Origin of the sequence: Nocardia acididurans (assembly GCF_016741815.1) — a bacterium.
Lineage (GTDB): Bacteria > Actinomycetota > Actinomycetes > Mycobacteriales > Mycobacteriaceae > Nocardia > Nocardia acididurans.
Genome location: NZ_JAERRJ010000002.1, coordinates 397,834 through 418,398, shown reverse-complemented (window position 1 = coordinate 418,398; position 20,565 = coordinate 397,834). Strand labels below are relative to the sequence as shown.

Genomic DNA, 20,565 nt, shown 5'->3' with positions numbered 1-20,565 from the left:
CCGAGGGTACAGCTACTTGGAGTCTTTCGAATCCTTGCGTGACGCCTCGGTGGCTTCGAGCTTAGCGAGTGCATCGCGCAGAGCGGCAGCCTCATCGGCTCCGACCTGTTCCACGAAGTGCACCAGCGCCGCCCGGCGGCTCCCGACTTCATCGGCCTGCTGCAGTGCGTCGACCATGAGGCTCGCGACCAATTCGTCGCGGGTGTGCACGGGCGCGTACCGGTGGGCGCGGTCATCGCGCTGCTGGACGACCAGATTCTTCTTCGCGAGACGCTGCAGAACGGTCATCACCGTGGTGTAGGCGAGCTCGCGGCGCTCGGCGAGGGCCTCATGGACCTGCCGCACCGTTTGAGGTTCATCGGCCGACCACAACTGGTCCATGACCGCTTTTTCGAGTTCACCAAGACCTGCCATCCCACAAGTTTACGGAGACTCCGACAGGAATGCGTACTACAGGTCGTCGTAACCACGTGGTTGCTGGTGTGGGATTCGTCATAGCCCCCGTGACCGGGGTATCAGAGGCCCAGATCCGCGTGCACATGGCGGGTGCCGATGGGCACGATCATCGGTCGATCCGAGACCGGGTCCTCCAGCACGTGAGCCCGCAGACCGAAAACCTCGAGCAACAACTCAGCCGTGATGATGTCGGACGGGGTGCCCTGCGCCAGGATGCGGCCGTCGCGCATGACGATCAGCTGATCGCTGTAGCGGATGGCCAGGTTCAGATCGTGCAGGACCATGACGACCGTGCGCCCGTAGTCGCAGTGCAGGCGATCCACCAGGTCGAGCACCTCGAGCGAATGCGCGAGGTCCAGGTAGGTGGTGGGCTCGTCCAGCAGCAGGATGTCGGTGCCCTGCGCCAGCGCCATGGAGATCCAGGCGCGCTGGCGCTGGCCGCCGGACAGTTCGTCCAGGGTCCGGTCGGCGAGATCCTCGATGCCGGTCTGCTCGAGCGCGGTCGCGACTTCGGTCTCGTCGTCCGCGGACCACTGCCGCAGCCACGACTGATGCGGATGCCGTCCGCGCGCGACGAGATCGGCGACCGTCAGCCCCTCCGGCGCGACGGGCGTCTGCGGCAGCATGCCGATGATGCGCGCCACATCCTTGGTCTTCATAGTGGAGATGGCCTTGCCGTCCAGCACGACCCGGCCGTCGCGCGGGCGCAGCAGCCGGCCGAGCGAACGCAGCAGCGTCGACTTGCCGCAGCCGTTGGGGCCGATGACCGTGGTGATCACCCCGGGCTGGATGTCGACGCTCAGCCCGTCCACGATGACGCGTTCGCCGTAGCCGAGGGTGACGTTCTCGGCCCCCAGCCGGTGATCGGCGGCCGAATGCTGATGGTCCGCAGCGAGTGTCACAGTGTCGCCTTCCGATTCGCGCGTACTAGCAAGTAGAGCAGGAACGGTCCACCGCACGCAGCGGTGACCACGCCCACGGGCACATCGATGGGGAATACGGTGCGCGAGATCAGATCCGCGCCCAGCACCGCGATGGCCCCGACGAGCGCCGACCCGATGACCGGTTCGCCGGGTGTGCGCAGCAGCCGCCGGGCGATCTGCGGCGCGGCCAGCCCGATGAAGGCCAGCGGCCCGACCGTCGCCACGGCGAGAGCTGTTGCGGCGCAGGCGGCTCCGAGCAGGATGGCCTGCTGGGTCTGCATGCGCACCCCGAGTACGCGCACGGTGTCGGTGCCCAGCCGCAGCGCCGCCAGCGTGCGGGCGGATCCGGCGGCCACGGCCAGCGCGAGGCCCAGACCGATCGCGGCCGGAACCAGCGTGGACCAGTCGGCGGCATTGAGCGAACCGGTGACCCACTGCTGCGCCAGCGAAGCGTCCATGAGCGAGGCCCGTGCGATCAGCCAGGTGACCACGGCCAGCAGCAGTGCGTTGAGCCCGATGCCGATGAGCACCAGCCGGAATCCCATGACCCCGGCGTCGCCGGACGCGCCGCGCCCCCAGGCCAGGACGTAGATGAGCACCGCGGTGAGCAGCCCACCGGTGAGCGCCGCCAGCGGAACCCCCAGCGAGGCGACCACTCCGGTGACCGCGCCACCGCCGCCCACGATCACCGCGACCGCACCGACGCTGGCTCCGGCGGTGATGCCGAGCATGTCCGGGCTGGCCAGCGGATTGTGCAGGATCGATTGCGCGACAGCACCGGCGAGTCCGAGTGCCGCGCCCACCACGACGGCGGTGAGCGCGCGCGGCAGCCGTGACTCCAGGACCACGAACCGCTGTGCGCGAGTTCCGCCGCCGCCCAGCACATCCAGGACCCGGCTCAGCGGGATGTTGAACTCGCCCACCGCGATATCCAGCGCGAACAGTCCCAGCAGGATCGCGACGAACGCGATCACGATGAGCACCATGCGCAGGCGCAGTACGGTCGAGAATCCGCCCAGCCGCAGCGCGGGCCGGGTCTTGATCAGCGCCGGGCGCGGATCGATTTTCGAGAGGCTCACAGGCTCACCAGCTTCCGGCGGCGGACCAGCAGAATGAAGAACGGCGCACCGATGACCGCGAGGGTGAACCCGGCCTGGAGTTCCCCGGGCCGCGCGATCAACCGGCCGAGGGTGTCGGCGAAGATCAGCGTGATCGCGCCGATGAGTCCCGCGTAGGGGATGAGCCAGCGGTTGTCGGGTCCGGTCACGGCGCGGGCCAGGTGCGGCACGATCAGTCCGAGGAAGGCGATCGGTCCGACGGCGGCGGTCGCGGCACCGGCGAGCAGCACGATGGCCGCCAGGCCGAGTGCCCGGCTGCGGCCGAGGTTCACGCCGAGTCCGCGCGCCACGTCGTCGCCGAGCGCGAGCAGGTTGAGTCCCGGTCCGGCCATGAGGGCCAGCAGCACGCCGAGCGCGAGGAATGGCAGCACCTGCCAGAACACCGCGGCGTCGTGCCCGGCGATGTCGCCGACCACCCAGTACCGATAGGTATTGAGCGCGTCCATATCGAGCAGCACCACGATATTCGTCATGGCCTGCAGGAATGCCGTGGCGGCCGCGCCCGCGAGCACCAGCGCGAGCGGGCTGGCCTTGCCGCCGCCGATCGAGGAGATGCCGAAGACGACCACGCCCGCGATGAGCGCGCCGAGGAACGCGAACCAGATGTACTGCGCCGGTTCGGTGAGTGCGAAGAGGTGGATGCTCAGCGCGGCGAGAAATGCTGCGCCCGCATTGAGTCCGAGCAATCCTGCGTCCGCGAGCGGATTGCGGGTATAGCCCTGGATGAGCGCACCGGCCATGCCGAGGGCCAGGCCCGTGATGAGGGCGAGTCCGGTTCTGGGAAGCCGCAGTTCGCGCACGATCTGCGCTTCCGTGCCGTCGGCGGGGCAGGTCAGCGGAAGTCCGCCGGGGCAGGTGAGGGCGTCGTACACGGCGCCCAGGCCGATGGCGCGGGAGCCGAGCGCGATGCTGGCGGCCAGTGCGCACAGCAGGAGAACGACGAGAAGGAGAAGTCCGAACAGACGACGCCGTCTGGTGGTGACTACGACGGGCACGGTGACGAACTACTCCTGATCCATTGATTGCTCGTTAAGTCTGGTAAGCCTAACCTATCTTTTCGTGCCCCCCGGCAATGCCTGTGGCCTGAATAGCCGATGATTGAGGAGGTTCGATGCGCGAACCCGTAACTGTTTGCCCGCCTCGCGATTCCCGGATCGCGTTCGGAAGGACGTGCGGAAGACTGCGTTCCCTGCAACCCGATCACCCGCGGGTATACGCCTGTGCCGCCATGGCCGAACAGGGCAAACGACGCTGGTGGCGGCTCGCCGACGGCATCCGGGAAGGCCGCATCGAGCTCATGTACCGCAGGCACGCCGCGGAGATGAGCAATGCCGATATCGCCGCCGAAGTGGTGGCGACCGCGCTCATCCACGCGGTCGTCGGCCGCGTCATGGCACTGCTGGTTTCCGAGGGCCGGGCGTGGGATCCGGGCCTCGAGAATCTGTGGATCCACACCGACAATGATGGCGGTATCGATTGGGCGGGCTTGGCCGACACCACCATTCGCGTGGTCGACGGTGATGTTCTCGCAGGTGAGCCGGGCGTGGTGGCGCTACCGTGCGAGCCTGCCCTCTATGTCTGGCTGGCCCATCGCTGTGAGCCCGCGCTGTCGCTGATCCAGCACGCCATGGCGCACTGTGCCGGATTGAGCGAGCGGCGGTTCTGGACTCTGGTCGGCGAATCGATCGTCGGTGCGGCGACCTATGTTCCGGCGCTGGCCCGGACCAACTCGATCGAGGGCGCCCGGCGCGGCCAGGCCATGATCGCCGCGCTCGAGGAACGCGGATTGCCGGTCCGGAGGACTTGCTTTGTTAGGTAAGCCTGACCTACACTCATAACCGGCGCGAGGATCGAGTGAGAGTCCCGAGGGCTGCGGTGACCCCCGATCCACTGCCGGCGGCGGGCTTCCCTTCTGGGGAGCCCGCCGCCTTTGCTTTTTCCGGAACATGCCACTGTGGATCCCATGACTCAGCCTGACTTTTCGTCGATCCGCTCCCTGGCCGACGTGACCCCGGAACTGATGACGAAGTTCAGCGAGGGCACCTTCACCGATCTGCTCGGCCTGAAGTTCACCGAACTCACCGCCGACAGCGTCGCCGCGGAATGGGTGGTCACGCCGCAGCAGTTCCAGCCCGCCGGCATCGTCAACGGCGGCGTCTACTGCACCGTCATCGAAACCCTCGCCAGCGTCGCGGGCAGTGCGTGGCTGGGGGAGAAGGGCAATGTCGTCGGCGTCAACAACAACACCGACTTCCTGCGCGCGGTCCGCGAGGGCAAACTGCGCGGCGTCGCCACGCCGGTGCACCGGGGACGCTCGCAGCAGCTGTGGCTGGTGGTGATCACCGACGAGCAGGATCGCACCGTCGCGCGCGGGCAGGTGCGACTGCAGAACATGTACGCGCAGAACTGACCTCGGACGAAACATGGGGGTAATGCGCGTCGTGCCAAAATGACCGACGGTCTCTGCCGGAGGCCATGAGACCCCCGTCGACGAGGAGCCCGCATGCGACTGACGCCGCACGAGCAGGAACGCCTGCTGCTGAGCTACGCGGCCGAACTGGCCCGGCGACGGCAGGCCCGCGGGCTCAAACTCAATCACCCCGAGGCCATCGCGATCATCACCGATCACGTGCTCGAGGGCGCCCGGGACGGGCGGACGGTCGCCGAGCTCATGACGTCCGGGCGCACGGTGCTCACGCGCGCCGATGTGATGGACGGCGTGCCGGAGATGATCCACGACGTCCAGATCGAGGCCACCTTCCCGGACGGCACCAAGCTCGTCACCGTCCACCACCCGATCGGCTGACGCGATGATTCCTGGCGAATACCTGTGTGCCGAAGGCACTGTCGAGATCAACGCGGGTGCGGACCGCATCGAACTCGATGTCGTGAACACCGGTGACCGGCCCGTGCAGGTCGGCTCGCACGTGCACTTCCCGCAGGCGAACCCGGCCCTGGAATTCGATCGCGCGGCCGCCCACGGTCGCCGCCTCGACATCCCGGCGGGTACTGCCGTGCGTTTCGAACCCGGTCTGGGCCAGCGGGTTTCGCTGGTGCCCCTGGGCGGGACCCGCGAAGTGCACGGAATCAGCCTGACCCCTCCCGGAAAGCTGGATGCCTGATGGCCGAACTGTCCCGCGCCCGCTACGCCGAACTGTTCGGGCCCACCGTCGGCGACCGGATTCGCCTGGCGGACACCGACCTTCTCATCGAGATCACCGAAGACCGCAGCGGCGGACCGGGACTCGCGGGCGAGGAAGCCGTCTTCGGCGGCGGCAAGGTGCTGCGCGAATCCATGGGCCAGGCCCGCGCCACCCGCGCCCAAGGCACCCCGGACACCGTGATCACCGGTGTGGTGATCATCGACCACTGGGGAATCATCAAGGCCGACATCGGTATTCGCGACGGCCGCATCTGCGCCATCGGCAAGGCCGGCAACCCCGACACCATGAACGGCGTGCACCCGGATCTGGTGGTCGGCCCGTCCACCGAGATCATCGCGGGCAACGGCCGCATCGTCACCGCGGGCGCGATCGACTGCCACGTGCACTTCATCTGCCCGCAGCTGCTCGACGAGGCCATGGCGGGCGGCATCACCACGCTCGTCGGCGGCGGCACCGGCCCGGCCGAGGGCTCCAAGGCCACCACGGTCACGCCCGGTTCCTGGCATGTGGGCCGCATGCTCGAGGCCCTGGACTCCTGGCCGGTGAACATCGTCCTGCTCGGCAAGGGCAACACCGTGTCCCAGGACGCGCTGTGGGAGCAATTGCGTGGTGGCATAGGCGGTTTCAAGCTGCACGAGGACTGGGGCACCACCCCGGCCGCCATCGACGCCTGCCTCACCGTCGCCGATGCGTCCGGCGTGCAGGTGGCGCTGCACTCGGACACCCTGAACGAGGCCGCCTTCGTCGAGGACACCCTGGCCGCCATCGCGGGCCGGGCCATCCACTCGTATCACACCGAGGGCGCGGGCGGCGGGCACGCACCCGACATCATCACTGTCGCTTCACATCTCAATGTGCTGCCCAGCTCGACCAACCCGACCCGCCCGCACACCGTCAACACCCTGGACGAGCATCTGGACATGCTCATGGTGTGCCATCACCTGAGTCCGTCCATCCCGGAGGATCTGGCCTTCGCGGAGAGCCGGATCCGCCCGTCCACCATCGCCGCCGAGGATCTGCTGCACGATATGGGCGCGATCTCCATGATCGGCAGCGATTCCCAGGCCATGGGCCGCATCGGCGAGGTCGTCATGCGCACCTGGCAGACCGCGCACGTCATGAAGAAGCGGCGCGGCCCGCTGCCCGGTGACGGCGCGGCGGACAACAACCGCGTCCAGCGCTATATCGCGAAATACACCATCTGCCCGGCCGTCGCCCACGGCCTCGACCACGAGATCGGTTCGATCGAGGTCGGCAAGCTCGCGGACCTGGTCCTGTGGGAACCGGCCTTCTTCGGCGTCCGCCCGCACGCGGTCCTCAAGGGCGGCATGATCGCCTGGGCCGCCATGGGCGACGCCAACGCCTCCATCCCCACCCCGCAGCCGGTCCTTCCGCGTCCCATGTTCGGCGCGTCCCCGATCGTCGCGGCGGGCACCTCCTTCCACTTCGTCTCCGAACAGGCCATCGAGGACGGCCTCGCCGATCGCCTGCGCGTGAACCGAAAACTGGTCCCCGTGGCCAACGTTCGCAAGCGCACCAAGGCGCATATGCCCAACAACGACGCCATGCCCCGCATCGAGGTCGACCCCGACACCTTCACCGTCCGCATCGACGGCGAGGTCTGGGCCGAGGAGCCCGCCACCGAACTGCCCATGGCGCAGCGCTACTTCCTGTTCTGATCAACGCGATTTGCGGTCGATGACCGGGCCGGACGGATTCGTGCGGCCCGGTCCGTCCGCCGTGGCGTGGCAGACTGCGATCATGACGAGCTTCGAATGGGCAGATGTCGATCGCTATCTCGTGGAAACCGTGGTCGGAGACGAGGATTCGGAGACGCTGCGCGCCAACGCCGCGGCCGGGCTCCCCGCCATCGACGTGTCGCCGCCGCAGGGGAAGTTTCTGTATCTGATCGCCAAGTCCGCGCGGGCGCGCCGGGTGCTGGAGATCGGGACGCTCGGCGGCTACAGCACCACGTGGCTGGCGCGGGCCGTGGGGAAGAACGGTCAGGTGGTGACCTTCGAGTACGAGCCCAGGCACGCGGAGGTCGCTCGGGCGAACCTGGATCGGGCCGGGGTGGGTGACCGGGTCGAGATTCGCGTGGGTGCCGCGCTGGACAATCTGCCGGAGCTGGCCGCGGCGAACCCGGAGCCGTTCGATCTGGTGTTCATCGACGCCGACAAGGTCAACAATGCCAACTACGTGCAGTGGGCGCTGCGGCTGACCCGGCCGGGGTCGGTGATCGTCGTCGACAATGTGGTGCGCAACGGCGGGGTCGCCGATGCCGAGAGCGCCGATCCGGCGATTCGGGCCAGTCGCGAGGTGATCGAATTGCTCGCGGCCGAACCGCGTGTGGACGCGACCGTGCTGCAGACCGTCGGCAGCAAAGGCTGGGACGGGTTCGCCTACGCGGTGGTTATCGGCGACGAGTAGCGGTGTTATAGCTCACTGATAGTGGCTGACCTGGTAGTTCGATGCCGGGTCGGCCCGCTGTGGGTACTGGCGACGCGGACTGGTTTGTCGGTAGCAAACTTGCGGCATACGGTCGATGCAATGAGCGACCCGTACGGCCCCAGCTTCCCGCCGCCGCAGTTCATGGCACCGAAGGACCAGGAGAGCGCGCCCGCCACCAACCTGCTCAGCCGCCTGCCCGCCGTACCCGCCGTGAGCATTCCGGTGCTGGCCATCCTCGCGACCATCGGCATGCTCGCGGTCGTCATGTTCCAGGCCGAGCACCCCTCGGCGCAGTCCGTGGACAGCACCCCCACGCCCGCCACCTCCGCCGCGGCGACCCCGCACCCCACCGTGCCGCACCCCGCGTCCTAGCCCGCAGAATGGGCGCATGTCGAAGCGCCGCAAGAACCCTCCCGTGCCGCAGGACTGCCCGTGCGGCCTCGCCGCCTACACGGACTGCTGCGGGCGGCTGCACCGCGGCGACGTCCAGGCCGCCACCGCCGAACAGCTCATGCGATCGCGCTTCAGCGCCTTCGCGATGCACGACGAGGCGTATCTGCTGCGCAGCTGGGATCCGTCCACCCGCCCCGCCGACGTCGACTTCGATCCGGCCATGCGCTGGGAGCGCCTCGACATCCTCGGCGGCAGCGGCGGCGGCCCCTTCCACACCGAGGGCACCGTGGAGTTCCGCGCCCACTACCGGGTGCACGGCGCGGCGGGAGAACTGCACGAGAACAGCCGCTTCCGCCGCGACAACGGCGCCTGGGTCTACCTCGACGGCGTGATCGAACCCTGACCGCGCCGACCGGGCGGCCCTGATCAGCCGACGGACATGACCGCGAATCCCGCGCCCGCGGGATCGGCGAGAACCGCCAATCGGGACGGGCCGGGCAGATCCTCGGGTTCCTTCAGCACCTTCCCGCCGAGTTCGATTGCGCGCGACACTGTTTCATCGACCCCGGCGACGCGGATGCTCATCGACCAGTAGGGCGCGGGTTCGCCGGGGACGGCGATGTGCGCGCCGCCGAATTCCCGGCCCGGATCCACGGACAGCGCCTGATAGGGGTTCACTGCGGCGGTCTCCCAGGCGGCGTTGCCGTACTGCCAGCCGAAGATCTCGGCATAGTGCGCCATCGCCTCCGACGGCGTGCGGGCGGCACCGTATTCGACCCAGCAGGGGTTGTCCACCTCGCCCCAGCGTTCGGTGCCCGGATGCGCGAGCAGCTGAGCGAGACCGTAGGGCGCGCCGTCCGGATCGGTGAGGATGGCGAACACGAGTTCCCCGGGCACCTCGGTCGGTCCCACGAAAACGCCCGCGCCCGTGTGAACGGCTGTGGCCGTGGTGGTTTCGGCGTCCGCGACCGCGAAGTACGGCAGCCACAACGCCGGTTTGACGACACCGTCGGGCGTGGTGGCCGCGGCGACGCCCGCGACGCGGTGCCCGTCCTGCAGGAGCAGCGTGTAGTGGTGGGAGTCGGGTCCGGTGTCGACGGCGCTCCAGCCGAACAGCCCGGTATAGAAGTCGGCGGCGGCCGGGATATCGGGGGCGGTGACGTCGAACCAGCAGGGTGCGCCAGGGGTGAAATCGGCGGGCATTGATCATCTCCTCGTCGTTCGGGACGGATGCCACGCACGCGAAATCGCGGGGTGGCGGCCCGTGCACTCGGGTAGACGAGGTGCGGTCGCGGAATTCATCGCCGCAGACGGAAATCGGTGCCGCCGTAGCGTTTACCACGAGGATCCGCTGTGCCCTGTGCCCTGTGCCGTGCGCCCTGTGCGCCGGTGGCTCGTGTGCTGGTCACTCGTACGCTGGTGGGCTCGTGTGGGGCCGGGCTCACTCGGCTGCTGTGGCTCCTGCCGCTCCCGCTGCGCGTGCGGCGCGCCGGGAGAGTGCGGCGAAGGCGTCGCGTAGCGCGTCCGGGCTGATGATCTCGATCTCGGTGTCGAAGCGCGCCAGCGTGGCGGCGAGGGCGGGCCAGGACCAGGAGCCGGTCACCAGTTTGGTTCGGGCGGGGCCGATTTCCTCGACGATGCCGTCCGCGGCGAACGGGGCCACCTGTGCGGCGGGGAGGTCCAGTATCACCTCTGCGCGGCAGGGCCAGGCGTCCACGCTGTCGGAGCCTTTGAATCGCGCCGACAGGAACGCGGCGACATCACCACCGGGCACCCGGCGCGGGGTGAAGCGTGGCCCGTTGGGGATGCGGGGCGTGATCCGATCGGCCCGGTAGATACGCCAATCCTGGTGTGCGGCATCCCATCCGATCAGATACCAGCGTCCGCCCCGGGCGACGAGATGATGCGGCTGCACGCGCCGCGCGGGCCGCGACTCGCCGTCATCCGGCCCGGCCGCCCGATAGTCGAATCGCACCTCCTCCGCGCTGCGGACGGCCGCGCTCAGCGTCAACAGCACCGCGGTGTCGGCCTGCGGATCGCCGCCGCGCCCGGCCGATTCGGCCGCGGTCACCGCGAGCGCGTCGACGCGCTGCCGCAGGCGGGCCGGCAGCACCTGCCGCACGGTGGCCAGCGCGCGTGCGGCGGCCTCCTCGATACCCGCTCCGGTCCCGACCGCGATCCGCAATGCCACCGCGAGTGCGACGGCCTGGTCGTCGTCGAACAGCAGCGGCGGCAGTTCGCGGCCCGCCTCCAGCCGATACCCGCCCTCGGGACCTTTCACCGCCTGGACGGGATAGCCGAGCTCGCGCAGCCGATCGATATCGCGGCGCACGGTCCGTTCGCTCACCTCCAGTCGCTGGGCGAGCAGCGTTCCGGGCCAGTCCCGGCGGATCTGCAGCAGCGACAGCAGCGAGAGCAGCCGTCGGGAGGTCACTGTCGACGATGCGGTGGGCACGAATTCAGGCTGCCACGAATAGCGGACATTCCCTGACCGGTACTGCTGTCAGTGTGGCGTGGTCGCCGGGATCCTCCGGCGGATCACCTGCGAAGGGAATCGGATCATCGTGTCGGTCACTACTGTCGCCCACCTGAACTTCCACGGTCAGGCCCGCGCGGCTCTGGCGTTCTACGAGTCGGTGTTCGGCGGCCGGACCACCATCGCCACCTACGGCGACTTCGGAATGCCCGCCGAACTGCCGGACGCCGCGCGGGTGGTGTTCGGACAGGTCGTCGCGGACAACGGTTTCCGGGTCATGGCCTACGACGTCCCGGGAGCGAGTGCCGCGGTCTCGGCGGCCGCGCCCACGACCCGTCGCGAGAACGGCACGACCGTCACCACGGAGCCGTTCTTCCTCTCGGTGCGCGGTGACACCGTCGAGGAGGTGCGCGCACTGTGGGCGCGGCTCCGCGCCGGCGCGAGCATCATCGAGGACTTCGGTCCGGCCCCGTGGGCGCCTGGTTTCGGGATGCTGCGCGATCGTTTCGGCATCACCTGGATTCTCGATGTCGCGGCCGAGTACGCCCCGGCCTGAATTCGGGTGACCCGCGCCGAAGGCGTTGCCGTCGAACAGATGTCAGCGCCGGGCGCGGGCCTCGAAGCCGTCGCAGAGGGCGGCCAGTCCGGTGTCGAGCAGGTGGGCGGGGTCCAGCAGGTCGAGGTCGCGGGTGCCGTTGAGGCATTCGAGGGCGGCCGGGACGGGCCAGCGCGGGTCGCCGTCGAGCAGGGCGGTGAGGCCGGAGCGTTCGTCGGTGTCGGTGTCCTTCTGCTCGAGCAGCCGGGCGCTGACCTCCTGCAGGGCGACGCCGGCGATATAGCTCCACACCGACAGTGACATGCGGGTGGCTTCGCGGGCGTCGACGCCGAGTTCACCGAAGCCTTCCACGAGCCAGGCCAGCACGATGAGGCTGTGCTCGCCGAAGTTGTAGCGCGGCACGGCGAAGGTGAACAGCACCCACGGATGTTCCTGATACAGCCGCCAATCGATCTCGGCGGCGATGCGGACGCGGTCGCGCCAGGTCCAGTTCCGGCCGTCGGCGGGCGGGTAGGCGTTGCGGCGCGACACCTCGTCGGTCATGGCGGCCAGCAGGCTGTCCTTGTTGGGGATGTGCCGGTACAGCGACATGGCTCCGACGTCGAGCCGGTCGGCGATGCGGCGCATGGACAGGGCGTCGAGTCCGGATTCGTCGGCGAGGGTGATCGCCGTCGCCACAATGGTGGCCCGAGTGAGCTTGGCCTCGGTCATCGGATGTTTTCTTCCCTTTCCCGCGGCGGCGTGCGTACACTGTACTCCGGTTCGCGCGTACGCCGTACGCGCGCTTTCTCGTTCAGAGACATACCCGGAACCAGGCCAGAGGATAGGTGATGACAAGCACTCTCGCGCGCACCCCCGCGCTGACGCCCCGCCGTGCCTGGGCCGGATTGTCCGTCCTGCTGCTGCCGGTGCTGCTGGTGTCCATGGACATGTCGGTGCTGTACCTGGCCATGCCCACCCTCACCGAACATCTGGATCCCTCCGCCACCGAGCAGCTGTGGATTCTCGACATCTACGGATTCATGATCGCCGGATTGCTCATCACCATGGGCAATCTGGGCGACCGGATCGGGCGGCGCAATATTCTGCTCGCCGGTGCGACCATCTTCGGGCTGGCCTCGATCCTGGCCGCGTTCGCGCCGAGCGCGGGCGTGCTGATCGCGGCGCGGGCGCTCATGGGCGTCGGCGGCGCGACGCTGCTGCCCTCCAGCCTGGCGCTCATCTCGACGCTGTTCCCCGAGGCCAAGGCGCGCGCCACCGCCATCGGCGTGTGGACGGCGTTCTTCGCGGGCGGGTCGGCGGTCGGGCCGATCATCGGCGGCGTTCTGCTGCACCACTTCTGGTGGGGGTCGGTCTTCCTGATCAATACGCCGGTGCTGCTGGTGCTGCTGGTCTTCGGACCGCTGCTGCTGCCCGAGCATCGCGCGGCGGGGCGCGGGCCGCTGGATCTGCCGAGCGTGGCGCTGTCCATCGGCGGCATCCTGCCCATCGTGTACGCGATCAAGCATTGCGCCACCGAAGGTTTCGACGCCCCGGCCATCGGTATCGGCGTCCTCGGCGTGCTGCTGCTGACCGCGTTCATCCGCCGTCAGCGCACGCTGGACGAACCGCTGCTGGATCTGAGCCTGTTCCGGCGCGGACTGTTCTCGGTGGCCATCGGGTCCAGCACCGTCGGCATGCTGGCGCTGGCCGGTATGAGCTACCTGACCAGCATGTACCTGCAGTCGGTGACCGGCCGCGACGCCCTGCAGTCGGCGCTGCTCGGGATTCCGATGGCGGTCGTGGTGTTCGGCTTCTCCATGACCGGTGCGCGCATCGGCCATCGCCTCGGCACGCGCACCGCCTTCGTGCTCGCGCTGGGCATGGCGGCGGCGGGCAACCTCATGCTGCTCGGCGTCGGCGTGGACGGCGGAATCGGTTGGTACATCGCCGGATCCGTGGTGGCGGGCGCGGGCTTCGGCACCGCCTTCACCCTCGTGTCCGAGGTCGCGGTGTCCTCGGTGCCCGCCGAACGCGCCGGTTCGGCGGTCGGCATCTCCGAGACCAGTTTCGAACTCGGCAACGGGCTGGGGCTGGCGCTGCTGGGATCCCTTGCGGCACTGGTGTTCCGGTCCGGCGGCGACTACGGGCCGACGCTGGGCGAGACCATCCTGCACGCCGGTGGCGACACCGCGCTGATCGACTCGGCGCGCGAATCCTTCGTCACCGGAATGCATGTCGCCACCACCACGGGTGCGGTACTGCTCGCGCTCATGGCCGTGGTGGCGGCGGTCAGCGGCCGAACACGAGCTTGATGGCATCGGCCGCCCACCTGTTCATGGGCGCGAGCACCTTCAGGCGGACCCAGCGCATGGGTTGGCGCACGGTGACCGTCCAGACGCGGGCGGCCAGGACTCCGGCGGGCCGCAGCACCGTGCGGTAGAGCCGGCGGCAGGGTGTCACCACGAGGAGGCCGACCACGTAGGCGGCTCCCTGCCAGCCGATTGCCGCCGCGGCGGCCACCAGCCGTACCAGCGGATGCAGAACCCAGCGCCACAGTTGTCTCGCGGGCCATCCGATCAGCCAGCGGGCCAGGAATTCCACGGCCGCGCCGAGGGCTCGGGCCACGGCTGCTGTTCCGCGCACGATCGGATCGATGATCCAGCGCTCGATCCACCGGCCCAGCCACAGTACGCCGATCCCGATCGGCCGCAGCAGATATCGCCACAGGGGTTGCAGCAGGAAGTCGCGGATCAGTGCGCCCAGGGGCGTCAGGATGGTTCGCCACAGCAGCCGCACGATCAGCAGGCCCCACAGGTAATCCCTGAGGACGATCCATGCGGGCCGTATCACCCAGTACCAGAACAATTTTCCGGCGGGCACAAGAATTCGGTCGCGGAGGTAACGCAGCCCCGCCGCGATCATCCGCCCGGCGAACTCCACCGCCCGCCACAGGAATGTCAATCCCTCCCACACCAGCCGCGGCGGCAGCAGGATCACCACCGCGATCGCCCGGGCCACCCAGCCCGCGATCGAAACCGGTTGCGGCGCGGGCTGCTCCGCCCGCCGATCCGGTGTCTGCGTCGACATCTTCTTCCTTCCCCCGAAACATCGCCCCCATCCTCGATCGGGATGCGGGTGACGCCCAGGGTATTTCCCCTCAATTCCGATCAAGCACCCGCTGCGCGGTTAGAGTCGAAGTGTGGGTGAGAACTCCGCACCGGACAACGGAACCGCGGCCGGAGGCAACGGCCGCCCCTTCTCGGAGAAGGTCGCGACCCGGATCTTCTATCCGACCTCACGACCGAGCGAGAAAGCGCTGCGCGCCGCCGTTTCCGAGCGCGTGGTCCTGATCACCGGCTCCTCGCACGGCATCGGCAAAGCGGCCGCCAAGAAGCTCGCCGCCGCAGGGGCGACGGTTCTGCTCGTTGCCCGCAGCCGAGACGACCTCGATCAGGTCGCCGCTGAGATCCGCGCCGAAGGCGGCACCGCCCACGTCCACCCCGCCGACATGACCGATATGGACGCCGTCGCCGCTCTGGCGCAAGCCCTGCTCGCCGAGCACGGTCACATCGATGTCGTGATCAACAACGCGGGCAAGTCGATTCGCCGTTCGATCGAGAAGTCCTACGACCGCTTCCACGACTTCACCCGCACCATGGACGTCAACTATCTCGGTCCGGTTCGCCTGCTGCTGGTGCTGCTCCCCGCCATGCGGGCACGCCGCGACGGCCACATCATCAACATCTCCACGTGGGGCCTGCGCATGCCTCCCGCCCCACGCTGGGCCGCCTACGGCGCGTCGAAGGGCGCTTTCGACATCTGGCTGCGCACCATCGCCACCGAGATCATCCACGACAATGTGCGCACCACCTCCATCTACATGCCCCTGGTCCACACCCGCATGTCCGCCCCCACCGACTTCTCCGGCGTCCCCGGCCTCACCGCCGCCGAGGCGGCCGACCTCATCTGCCACGCCGTGGTCTCCAAACCCCTGGACATCTCCCCCTGGTGGACCGGCCCCGTCCAAGCCTTCTCGGACCTCCGCCGCGCCGCCGCCCAACGTTTCATGCAACGCAACTACCGCCGCTGACCCACCCCCCCCTCAGAGGTGCCCCATGGCCGTACTCGCCCTGATCCTGATCGCGGTGTGGCTGGCCGTGGTGATAGGCCTCAACGCAGTCATGCAGTACCGCCGCAGCGGCGAAGTCCCCACCCGAGTCCGGTCCCGCCCCGGCACGACCCCGTGGTGGGCGGGCCTCCTCGGCACCCTGGGCCTCCTTCTCGTCATCGCCGCCCCGATAGCGGAACTCGTAGCCCTGCAACCGATTCCCGCCCTGAAGCACACCCCGATCCGCCTCACCGGCCTACTCCTCGCCCTCGCGGGCACGGTTCTCTCCTGCGCCTCCCAGCAGGCAATGGGCTCCTCCTGGCGCGCCAACGTAGATCCGCGAGCCCACACCGCCCTGGTCACCACCGGCCCCTTCCGCCTGGTCCGCAACCCGGTCCTCACCGGCATCCTGATCACCGTCGCCGGCTTCACCCTCATGACCCCCAACACGGTCGCCCTGGCCGCTTTCGCAATCACCCTGGCCAGCCTCGAAATTCAAGTCCGCCTGGTCGAAGAGCCCTACCTGCGCAAGATGCACGACCGCGCGTACACCGACTACACCTCCCACACCGGCCGCTTCCTCCCCCTCCTCGGCCGCCTGCGGTGATCCCTTCCACAAGAACCTTTGCCGAGTCGAACATCACGAATCCTGTTGTGGCGGTTTCGAATGGAGCGGTGCGCGGGATGATGCCGAGCGTGACCCGGGGCATTCCCTGGACGGCTAGTAGCCCGTCCATCTGCCCCGCCATCGTCTGTTCGTCGCCTACCGTCGTGTACAGGGCCTGTTCGGCAATGACGAAGTGGAACGGGTGATCCCGCTGATAGAGCACCTGCTGTCGTTCCACTCGCTTGGAAACACCCGGGTACAGGTCATTTGGGATCTGTTGATAAGCAATGACCTTTCGGAGGATTCCGGAAGCGTAGTCGGCTGTTTGGAGCAGCCCGGGAATCAAGACCGGCTCATACCATCTGAGTATCCGAGCCTCTGATTCCCATGCGATCGAGGCTTGTTGCTGTCGGCGGTTTCCGGCGATGCCACGACGACCAGGGGCAATGCTACGCGGACATGAGTCAGGGGATGAGGATGACTTTGCCTGTGGTGGAGCGGGATTCGAGGGCGTGGTGGGCGAGGGCGGTTTGGTGGAGGGGGAAGGTGTGCAGGGCGGGGCGGAGGCGGCCTGCGGCTGCCTCGGTGAGGGCGCGGGTTTCCAGGTTGCGTTGGCCGCCTGCGCGTTCGAGCATGTGGGGGCCGAGGACGTTGCGGGAGGTGATGGCTCGGTCGGCCAGTTCGGCTTCGGTGTAGTCGAGGGGGCCGCCTACCCAGCCGTAGCTGAGGTGTTCGCCGCCCTTGGCGAGGAGATTCATTGCGGCGCGGGCTGTTTCGCCGCCTACGCCGCCGAGGAGGAGGGTGGCGGGGCGGTCGCCGTATGCGGTGCGGATGCGGGCGGGCCAGGTGGGGTCGAGGTAGTCGACGGCCAGGTTCGCGCCGTTGCGGGCGACGGTGGCTGTTTTGTCGGGGCCGCCTGCCAGGCCGATGACGGTGGCTCCGGCATTGCGGAGGTGTTGGACGAGCAGGGTGCCGATGCCGCCTGCGGCTGCCATGACAAGGGCGACCGTGTCGGGGGTGATGTCGGCGAATTGCAGGATGCCCAGGGCGGTTCGGCCGGTGCCGATCATGGCTACCGCTTGGGCGGGGGAGAGGGTGGCTGGGATGTCCTGCAGGCGTTCGACTTCGGTGACGGCCAGTTCGGCGTAGCCGCCGGGATTGGGGCCGAGGTGGGCGACAACCGCACGGCCGAGCCAGGTTTCGGGGACGTCGGGTCCGATGCGGTCGACGGTGCCCGCCACTTCGCGGCCGGGGATGGTGGGCAGGTCGGGGAGGGGGAGCGGCCCGGCCTGCACGCCCGCGCGCAGGGTGGTGTCGATGACGTGGACTCCGGCGGCGGCGACGGCGATGCGGACCTGGCCGGGGCCCGGGACGGGGTCGGGGACTGTTTCGTAGCGGAGGTTGTCGGCGGGGCCGAAGGCGTGGAGGCGGATGGCGTGCACGGTGACTCCTGAGGTCGGGCGGGTGGTCGCGTGGTTCAGCCTGCAACCTCAACGATGGTTGGGGTCAAGCCGTGCGGGGCGGGCGGCTTAGGATCGAGCGATGCGATACCCGGATGTGCGCCGATGAGTCTGGCGACCCTGCTGAACCTCGCCGACTCGCGGCTGCCCATCGGCGGCCACGTGCACTCGGGCGGAGTGGAGGAGGCGGTGACCTCCGGGCTGGTGCGGGACGTGCCCAGCGTGGAGTTGTATCTGCGGCGGCGGATCCGCACCTCCGGATTGGTGACGGCCTCCCTCGCGGCGGCGGTGTGCGCGGGCAGCCTCGACCCGGCGCGCGCCGAGGCCGAGGCCGATGCGCGCACGCCGTCCCCGGCGGCCCGCACCGCCTCGCGTGCCCAGGGCCGCGGCCTGCTGCGCCTCGCGAAACAGGTCTGGCCCCAGGCGGATTGGCGCGGTCTGGGCACCCGCCCGCACTTGTCCACGGTGTTCGGCCTGGTGGGCGCGGTCTCGGGCGCCTCTCCGGAGGAGGTCGCGGGCGTGGTGATCTATACGACCATGACCGGTGCGGCGACCGCCGCGCAGCGCCTGCTCGCCCTGGACCCGGCCGCGGTGGCCGCCTGCACGATCCGCCTGGCCGAAACCTGCGACCGCACCGCCCGCGAGGCGACGAAAGGACTTGCGGCACTGTCTGATCCGCTGCAGGACGTCCTCGCCGAACGCCACCTCGACCGCGACATGCCACTCTTCGCGTCCTAGCCGGCACCGTCTCGCGACAGTGTGCTCCACGCCGCCGGACCACCGGCGGCGCTGCGGTGGCCACGCGCCGTTCAGCGGAACGGAATCACCGTCCGGTGCTGCACCAGTTCGCCCTGTGGGGCGGTGGTGCCGGTGGGCAGGGTGGCGAGCCAGAGCACGTCCTCGGCGGCGGCGTCGGGGCTGAGCGCCTCGGACATATTGTCGAACCGGCGTTCGAGATGACGAGGTCGATGCCGCCGTGCCGCGCGGCGATCCGCGCTGTGAGGTCGCGAACGGAGTCGTCGCTGGTCACATCAAGTATTTCGAGGGTGGGTCGCAGACCTTCGGCTTCGAGCCGGGCGGCGGCGGCCCCGCGTCCGGGGTCGCGGGCGGCGAGGTAGACGGTGGAGCCGGTGGGCAGCGCCCGGCCCAGCCCTCGCACCAGGGCGAGCCCCAATCCTTGGTTGCCGCCGGTGACAAGAGCGATCTTCGACATGCTGATCCTCCCGAGGGGGTGAAAACAACCGCATCCCAGAACATTTCGACCCCGGGGTTGATTCCGCCCCGTCCACCCCCGGAGCCGGGTAACACGCGCTTTACAGGCGTCGGCAAGGATGGGTGCTGGAAAGGAGCACACAACCCATGCCCCCTCATCTGATCGATGGTGAACCGCACGACCACAGCCATGACCGCCCGAAACGCGAGCGGACCCCCGGCGAGCCGCTGCGTATCGGCGTGGGCGGGCCGGTCGGTTCGGGTAAGACCGCGCTGGTGGCGGCCCTGTGCCGGCAGTTGCGTGACGAGCTGTCGCTGGCCGTGCTGACCAATGACATCTACACCACCGAGGACGCCGACTTCCTGCGCCGCAACGCGGTGCTCTCGGATGAGCGCATCACCGCCGTGCAGACCGGCGGCTGCCCGCATACCGCCATCCGCGACGACATCACCGCCAACCTGGATGCCATCGACGATCTGATCGAGGCCAATCCGCCGCTGGATCTGATCCTGGTGGAGTCGGGCGGCGACAATCTGACCGCGACTTTCTCCTCGGGCCTGATCGACGCGCAGATCTTCGTGGTGGATGTGGCCGGCGGCGACAAGGTGCCGCGCAAGGGCGGCCCGGGTGTGACCTGGTCGGATCTGCTGGTGATCAACAAGACCGATCTGGCCCCCATGGTCGGCGCGGATCTGACTGTCATGGACCGGGATTCGACGAAGGTGCGCGAGGGACGACCGTTCGTGTTCACCTCGCTCACCGAGGATCCGGCCGCGACCCCGGTGCTGACCTGGGTCCGTGAGCAGCTGGCCCATGCCGCCGAACACGATGCGGCAGCGGGTCATTCGCATTCGCATGCGCACTGAGCCCGCTCCCACGACAGCGCAGGGGCGGATCCGTGCCGGAACCTCCGAATACGTAGTGTCGGTGACCGGTGCGCACTGAGCTGCGGATCGTCGCGACCGCCGGGGCGCTGCCGCAGATGCACGCGGTGGGCGGTCTGGCGGCGCGGCACACCGCCCCCGACACCGTGCACCTGATCGGGACGGCCGCGACGCCGTTGGGCGGCGACGTGCTGGACATTTCGGTGACGGTCGGCCCCGGCGCACGCCTGTACGTGCGCTCGGTGGCCGCCACGATCGCGCTGCCGGGCCGCGAGACCCCGAAATCCGTGGCGCACTGGCGTTTCGAGGTGGCGGCGGGCGGCGAACTGGATGTCGATCCGGAACCCACGGTGGTCGCGGGTGGCGCGCGACACGACACGCTCACCACCGTGCGGCTGGCCGAGGGCGCACGCCTGCGCCTGCGCGAGCGTGTGCAGATCGGCCGCGCCGGTGAGGATCACGGCTGGTGGAGCGGTGAATTGCAGGCCGACACAGGCGATCTCCCGCTGCTGCGGCACCGTCTCGAGCTGGGTGCCGACGCGCACACCGACGACGCGCTGTCCGCCCCGCGCGCCCTGGAGAGCATCCTCACCTACCCGGATGACCGCCCGGCGGACACCGCGGGCCTGGATGCCGCACTGCTGCCACTCGCGCCGGGCGGCACCCTGTTCACCCGAACCGCGGTCCGGCTGACCGTCTAGCACTCCCGGATTCGACGCCACCCGTTCGAGATCGGCGTAACGCCGACCGGTGCCGGGCGCGATGTCCTTCTCG

Annotated in this window: 25 protein-coding genes and 2 pseudogenes; 15 read left to right on the top strand and 12 right to left on the bottom strand. The window is 69.1% G+C overall.

Annotation, left to right across the window (positions count from 1 at the left end; all coding sequences use genetic code 11):
* Positions 1-12 precede the first annotated feature (12 nt).
* From JK358_RS06310 to JK358_RS06295, 4 genes are all read right to left on the bottom strand, one after another.
* On the bottom strand, positions 13-414 hold the full coding sequence (locus JK358_RS06310; protein WP_201944717.1) for a BlaI/MecI/CopY family transcriptional regulator: 402 nt from the start codon (positions 412-414) through the stop codon (positions 13-15).
* Between the two features lie 101 nt (positions 415-515).
* Complete coding sequence (locus JK358_RS06305; RefSeq protein WP_201944715.1) at positions 516-1,358, bottom strand: ABC transporter ATP-binding protein; 843 nt, start codon at positions 1,356-1,358, stop codon at positions 516-518.
* A complete protein-coding gene (locus tag JK358_RS06300) occupies positions 1,355-2,458 on the bottom strand; it encodes a FecCD family ABC transporter permease (RefSeq protein ID WP_307817333.1) in 1,104 nt (367 codons plus the stop codon). Before JK358_RS06300 ends, JK358_RS06305 begins: the two co-directional genes overlap by 4 nt.
* Positions 2,455-3,492 (bottom strand): FecCD family ABC transporter permease, encoded by a 1,038-nt coding sequence (locus tag JK358_RS06295; protein WP_201944714.1) that lies wholly within the window; start codon positions 3,490-3,492, stop codon positions 2,455-2,457. The genes JK358_RS06300 and JK358_RS06295 overlap by 4 nt, the downstream gene beginning before the upstream one ends.
* Positions 3,493-3,725: 233 nt before the next feature.
* On the opposite strand from JK358_RS06295, the gene JK358_RS06290 reads away from it, so the two are divergent.
* The 8 genes from JK358_RS06290 to JK358_RS06255 all read left to right on the top strand — a co-directional run bounded on the left by JK358_RS06290 (position 3,726) and on the right by JK358_RS06255 (position 8,908).
* Positions 3,726-4,316: a hypothetical protein gene (locus JK358_RS06290; protein ID WP_232850825.1), complete on the top strand. Its 591-nt coding sequence runs from the start codon at positions 3,726-3,728 to the stop codon at positions 4,314-4,316.
* Between the two features lie 144 nt (positions 4,317-4,460).
* A complete protein-coding gene (locus JK358_RS06285; RefSeq protein WP_201944710.1) occupies positions 4,461-4,907 on the top strand; it encodes a PaaI family thioesterase in 447 nt (148 codons plus the stop codon).
* A gap of 93 nt (positions 4,908-5,000) precedes the next feature.
* Complete coding sequence (locus JK358_RS06280; protein WP_201944707.1) at positions 5,001-5,303, top strand: urease subunit gamma; 303 nt, start codon at positions 5,001-5,003, stop codon at positions 5,301-5,303.
* A gap of 4 nt (positions 5,304-5,307) precedes the next feature.
* Entirely contained in the window at positions 5,308-5,619 is a 312-nt protein-coding gene (locus JK358_RS06275; RefSeq protein WP_201944705.1) for an urease subunit beta, read from the top strand.
* On the top strand, positions 5,619-7,340 hold the full coding sequence (locus tag JK358_RS06270) for an urease subunit alpha (RefSeq protein ID WP_201944703.1): 1,722 nt from the start codon (positions 5,619-5,621) through the stop codon (positions 7,338-7,340). Before JK358_RS06275 ends, JK358_RS06270 begins: the two co-directional genes overlap by 1 nt.
* A gap of 82 nt (positions 7,341-7,422) precedes the next feature.
* Complete coding sequence (locus JK358_RS06265; protein WP_201944701.1) at positions 7,423-8,091, top strand: O-methyltransferase; 669 nt, start codon at positions 7,423-7,425, stop codon at positions 8,089-8,091.
* Positions 8,092-8,211: 120 nt separating this feature from the next.
* Positions 8,212-8,484, top strand: coding sequence for a hypothetical protein (locus JK358_RS06260; RefSeq protein ID WP_201944698.1), 273 nt, complete (start codon positions 8,212-8,214; stop codon positions 8,482-8,484).
* A 16-nt stretch (positions 8,485-8,500) separates the two neighbouring features.
* Positions 8,501-8,908 carry a YchJ family protein gene (locus JK358_RS06255; RefSeq protein WP_201944697.1) on the top strand — a complete coding sequence of 136 codons (408 nt, stop codon included), beginning with the start codon at positions 8,501-8,503 and terminating at the stop codon, positions 8,906-8,908.
* A gap of 23 nt (positions 8,909-8,931) precedes the next feature.
* Here the strand turns inward: JK358_RS06255 and JK358_RS06250 are convergent, their stop codons facing one another.
* Both JK358_RS06250 and JK358_RS06245 read right to left on the bottom strand, forming a co-directional pair.
* Complete coding sequence (locus JK358_RS06250; protein WP_201944695.1) at positions 8,932-9,708, bottom strand: VOC family protein; 777 nt, start codon at positions 9,706-9,708, stop codon at positions 8,932-8,934.
* A gap of 238 nt (positions 9,709-9,946) precedes the next feature.
* Positions 9,947-10,960 carry a helix-turn-helix transcriptional regulator gene (locus tag JK358_RS06245; protein WP_307817332.1) on the bottom strand — a complete coding sequence of 338 codons (1,014 nt, stop codon included), beginning with the start codon at positions 10,958-10,960 and terminating at the stop codon, positions 9,947-9,949.
* 109 nt (positions 10,961-11,069) lie between these two features.
* On the opposite strand from JK358_RS06245, the gene JK358_RS06240 reads away from it, so the two are divergent.
* The gene (locus JK358_RS06240) at positions 11,070-11,537 is read left to right on the top strand and encodes a VOC family protein (protein ID WP_201944693.1); all 468 of its coding nucleotides are present in this window, start codon (positions 11,070-11,072) and stop codon (positions 11,535-11,537) included.
* Between the two features lie 42 nt (positions 11,538-11,579).
* On the opposite strand, the gene JK358_RS06235 is transcribed toward JK358_RS06240, so the two are convergent.
* Entirely contained in the window at positions 11,580-12,248 is a 669-nt protein-coding gene (locus JK358_RS06235) for a TetR/AcrR family transcriptional regulator (RefSeq protein ID WP_201944691.1), read from the bottom strand.
* Positions 12,249-12,367: 119 nt separating this feature from the next.
* Here JK358_RS06235 and JK358_RS06230 point away from each other — a divergent pair, with 119 nt between their 5' ends.
* Positions 12,368-13,831, top strand: coding sequence for an MFS transporter (locus JK358_RS06230; RefSeq protein WP_201944689.1), 1,464 nt, complete (start codon positions 12,368-12,370; stop codon positions 13,829-13,831).
* Here JK358_RS06230 and JK358_RS06225 read toward each other — a convergent pair.
* Positions 13,809-14,606, bottom strand: a complete 798-nt coding sequence (locus tag JK358_RS06225; RefSeq protein ID WP_201944687.1) for a hypothetical protein — start codon at positions 14,604-14,606, stop codon at positions 13,809-13,811. The two genes, JK358_RS06230 and JK358_RS06225, sit on opposite strands and share 23 nt — an antisense overlap.
* Positions 14,607-14,718: 112 nt before the next feature.
* Here JK358_RS06225 and JK358_RS06220 point away from each other — a divergent pair, with 112 nt between their 5' ends.
* Positions 14,719-15,609 (top strand): SDR family NAD(P)-dependent oxidoreductase, encoded by an 891-nt coding sequence (locus tag JK358_RS06220; protein ID WP_307817331.1) that lies wholly within the window; start codon positions 14,719-14,721, stop codon positions 15,607-15,609.
* A gap of 25 nt (positions 15,610-15,634) precedes the next feature.
* A complete protein-coding gene (locus tag JK358_RS06215; RefSeq protein ID WP_201944685.1) occupies positions 15,635-16,234 on the top strand; it encodes a methyltransferase family protein in 600 nt (199 codons plus the stop codon).
* 28 nt (positions 16,235-16,262) lie between these two features.
* Here JK358_RS06215 and JK358_RS40590 read toward each other — a convergent pair.
* Positions 16,263-16,628: pseudogene (locus tag JK358_RS40590) on the bottom strand (Scr1 family TA system antitoxin-like transcriptional regulator); the annotation flags it as partial.
* Between the two features lie 70 nt (positions 16,629-16,698).
* Positions 16,699-17,676 (bottom strand): zinc-binding dehydrogenase, encoded by a 978-nt coding sequence (locus JK358_RS06210; RefSeq protein ID WP_201944683.1) that lies wholly within the window; start codon positions 17,674-17,676, stop codon positions 16,699-16,701.
* A gap of 123 nt (positions 17,677-17,799) precedes the next feature.
* Between JK358_RS06210 and JK358_RS06205 the strand changes: the two genes are divergently transcribed.
* Positions 17,800-18,432, top strand: a complete 633-nt coding sequence (locus tag JK358_RS06205) for an urease accessory protein UreF (RefSeq protein ID WP_201944680.1) — start codon at positions 17,800-17,802, stop codon at positions 18,430-18,432.
* 71 nt (positions 18,433-18,503) lie between these two features.
* Here JK358_RS06205 and JK358_RS39880 read toward each other — a convergent pair whose 3' ends face one another.
* Complete coding sequence (locus tag JK358_RS39880) at positions 18,504-18,629, bottom strand: hypothetical protein (RefSeq protein WP_269811737.1); 126 nt, start codon at positions 18,627-18,629, stop codon at positions 18,504-18,506.
* Positions 18,630-18,643: 14 nt separating this feature from the next.
* A pseudogene (locus JK358_RS40585) lies at positions 18,644-18,907 on the bottom strand (SDR family NAD(P)-dependent oxidoreductase); the annotation flags it as partial.
* A gap of 146 nt (positions 18,908-19,053) precedes the next feature.
* On the opposite strand from JK358_RS40585, the gene ureG reads away from it, so the two are divergent.
* Together ureG and JK358_RS06190 are read left to right on the top strand one after the other, a co-directional pair.
* Positions 19,054-19,773 (top strand): urease accessory protein UreG, encoded by a 720-nt coding sequence (gene ureG, locus JK358_RS06195; protein ID WP_201944668.1) that lies wholly within the window; start codon positions 19,054-19,056, stop codon positions 19,771-19,773.
* Positions 19,774-19,841: 68 nt separating this feature from the next.
* Positions 19,842-20,492, top strand: coding sequence for an urease accessory protein UreD (locus JK358_RS06190; protein ID WP_201944666.1), 651 nt, complete (start codon positions 19,842-19,844; stop codon positions 20,490-20,492).
* The last annotated feature ends 73 nt before the right edge of the window (positions 20,493-20,565 follow it).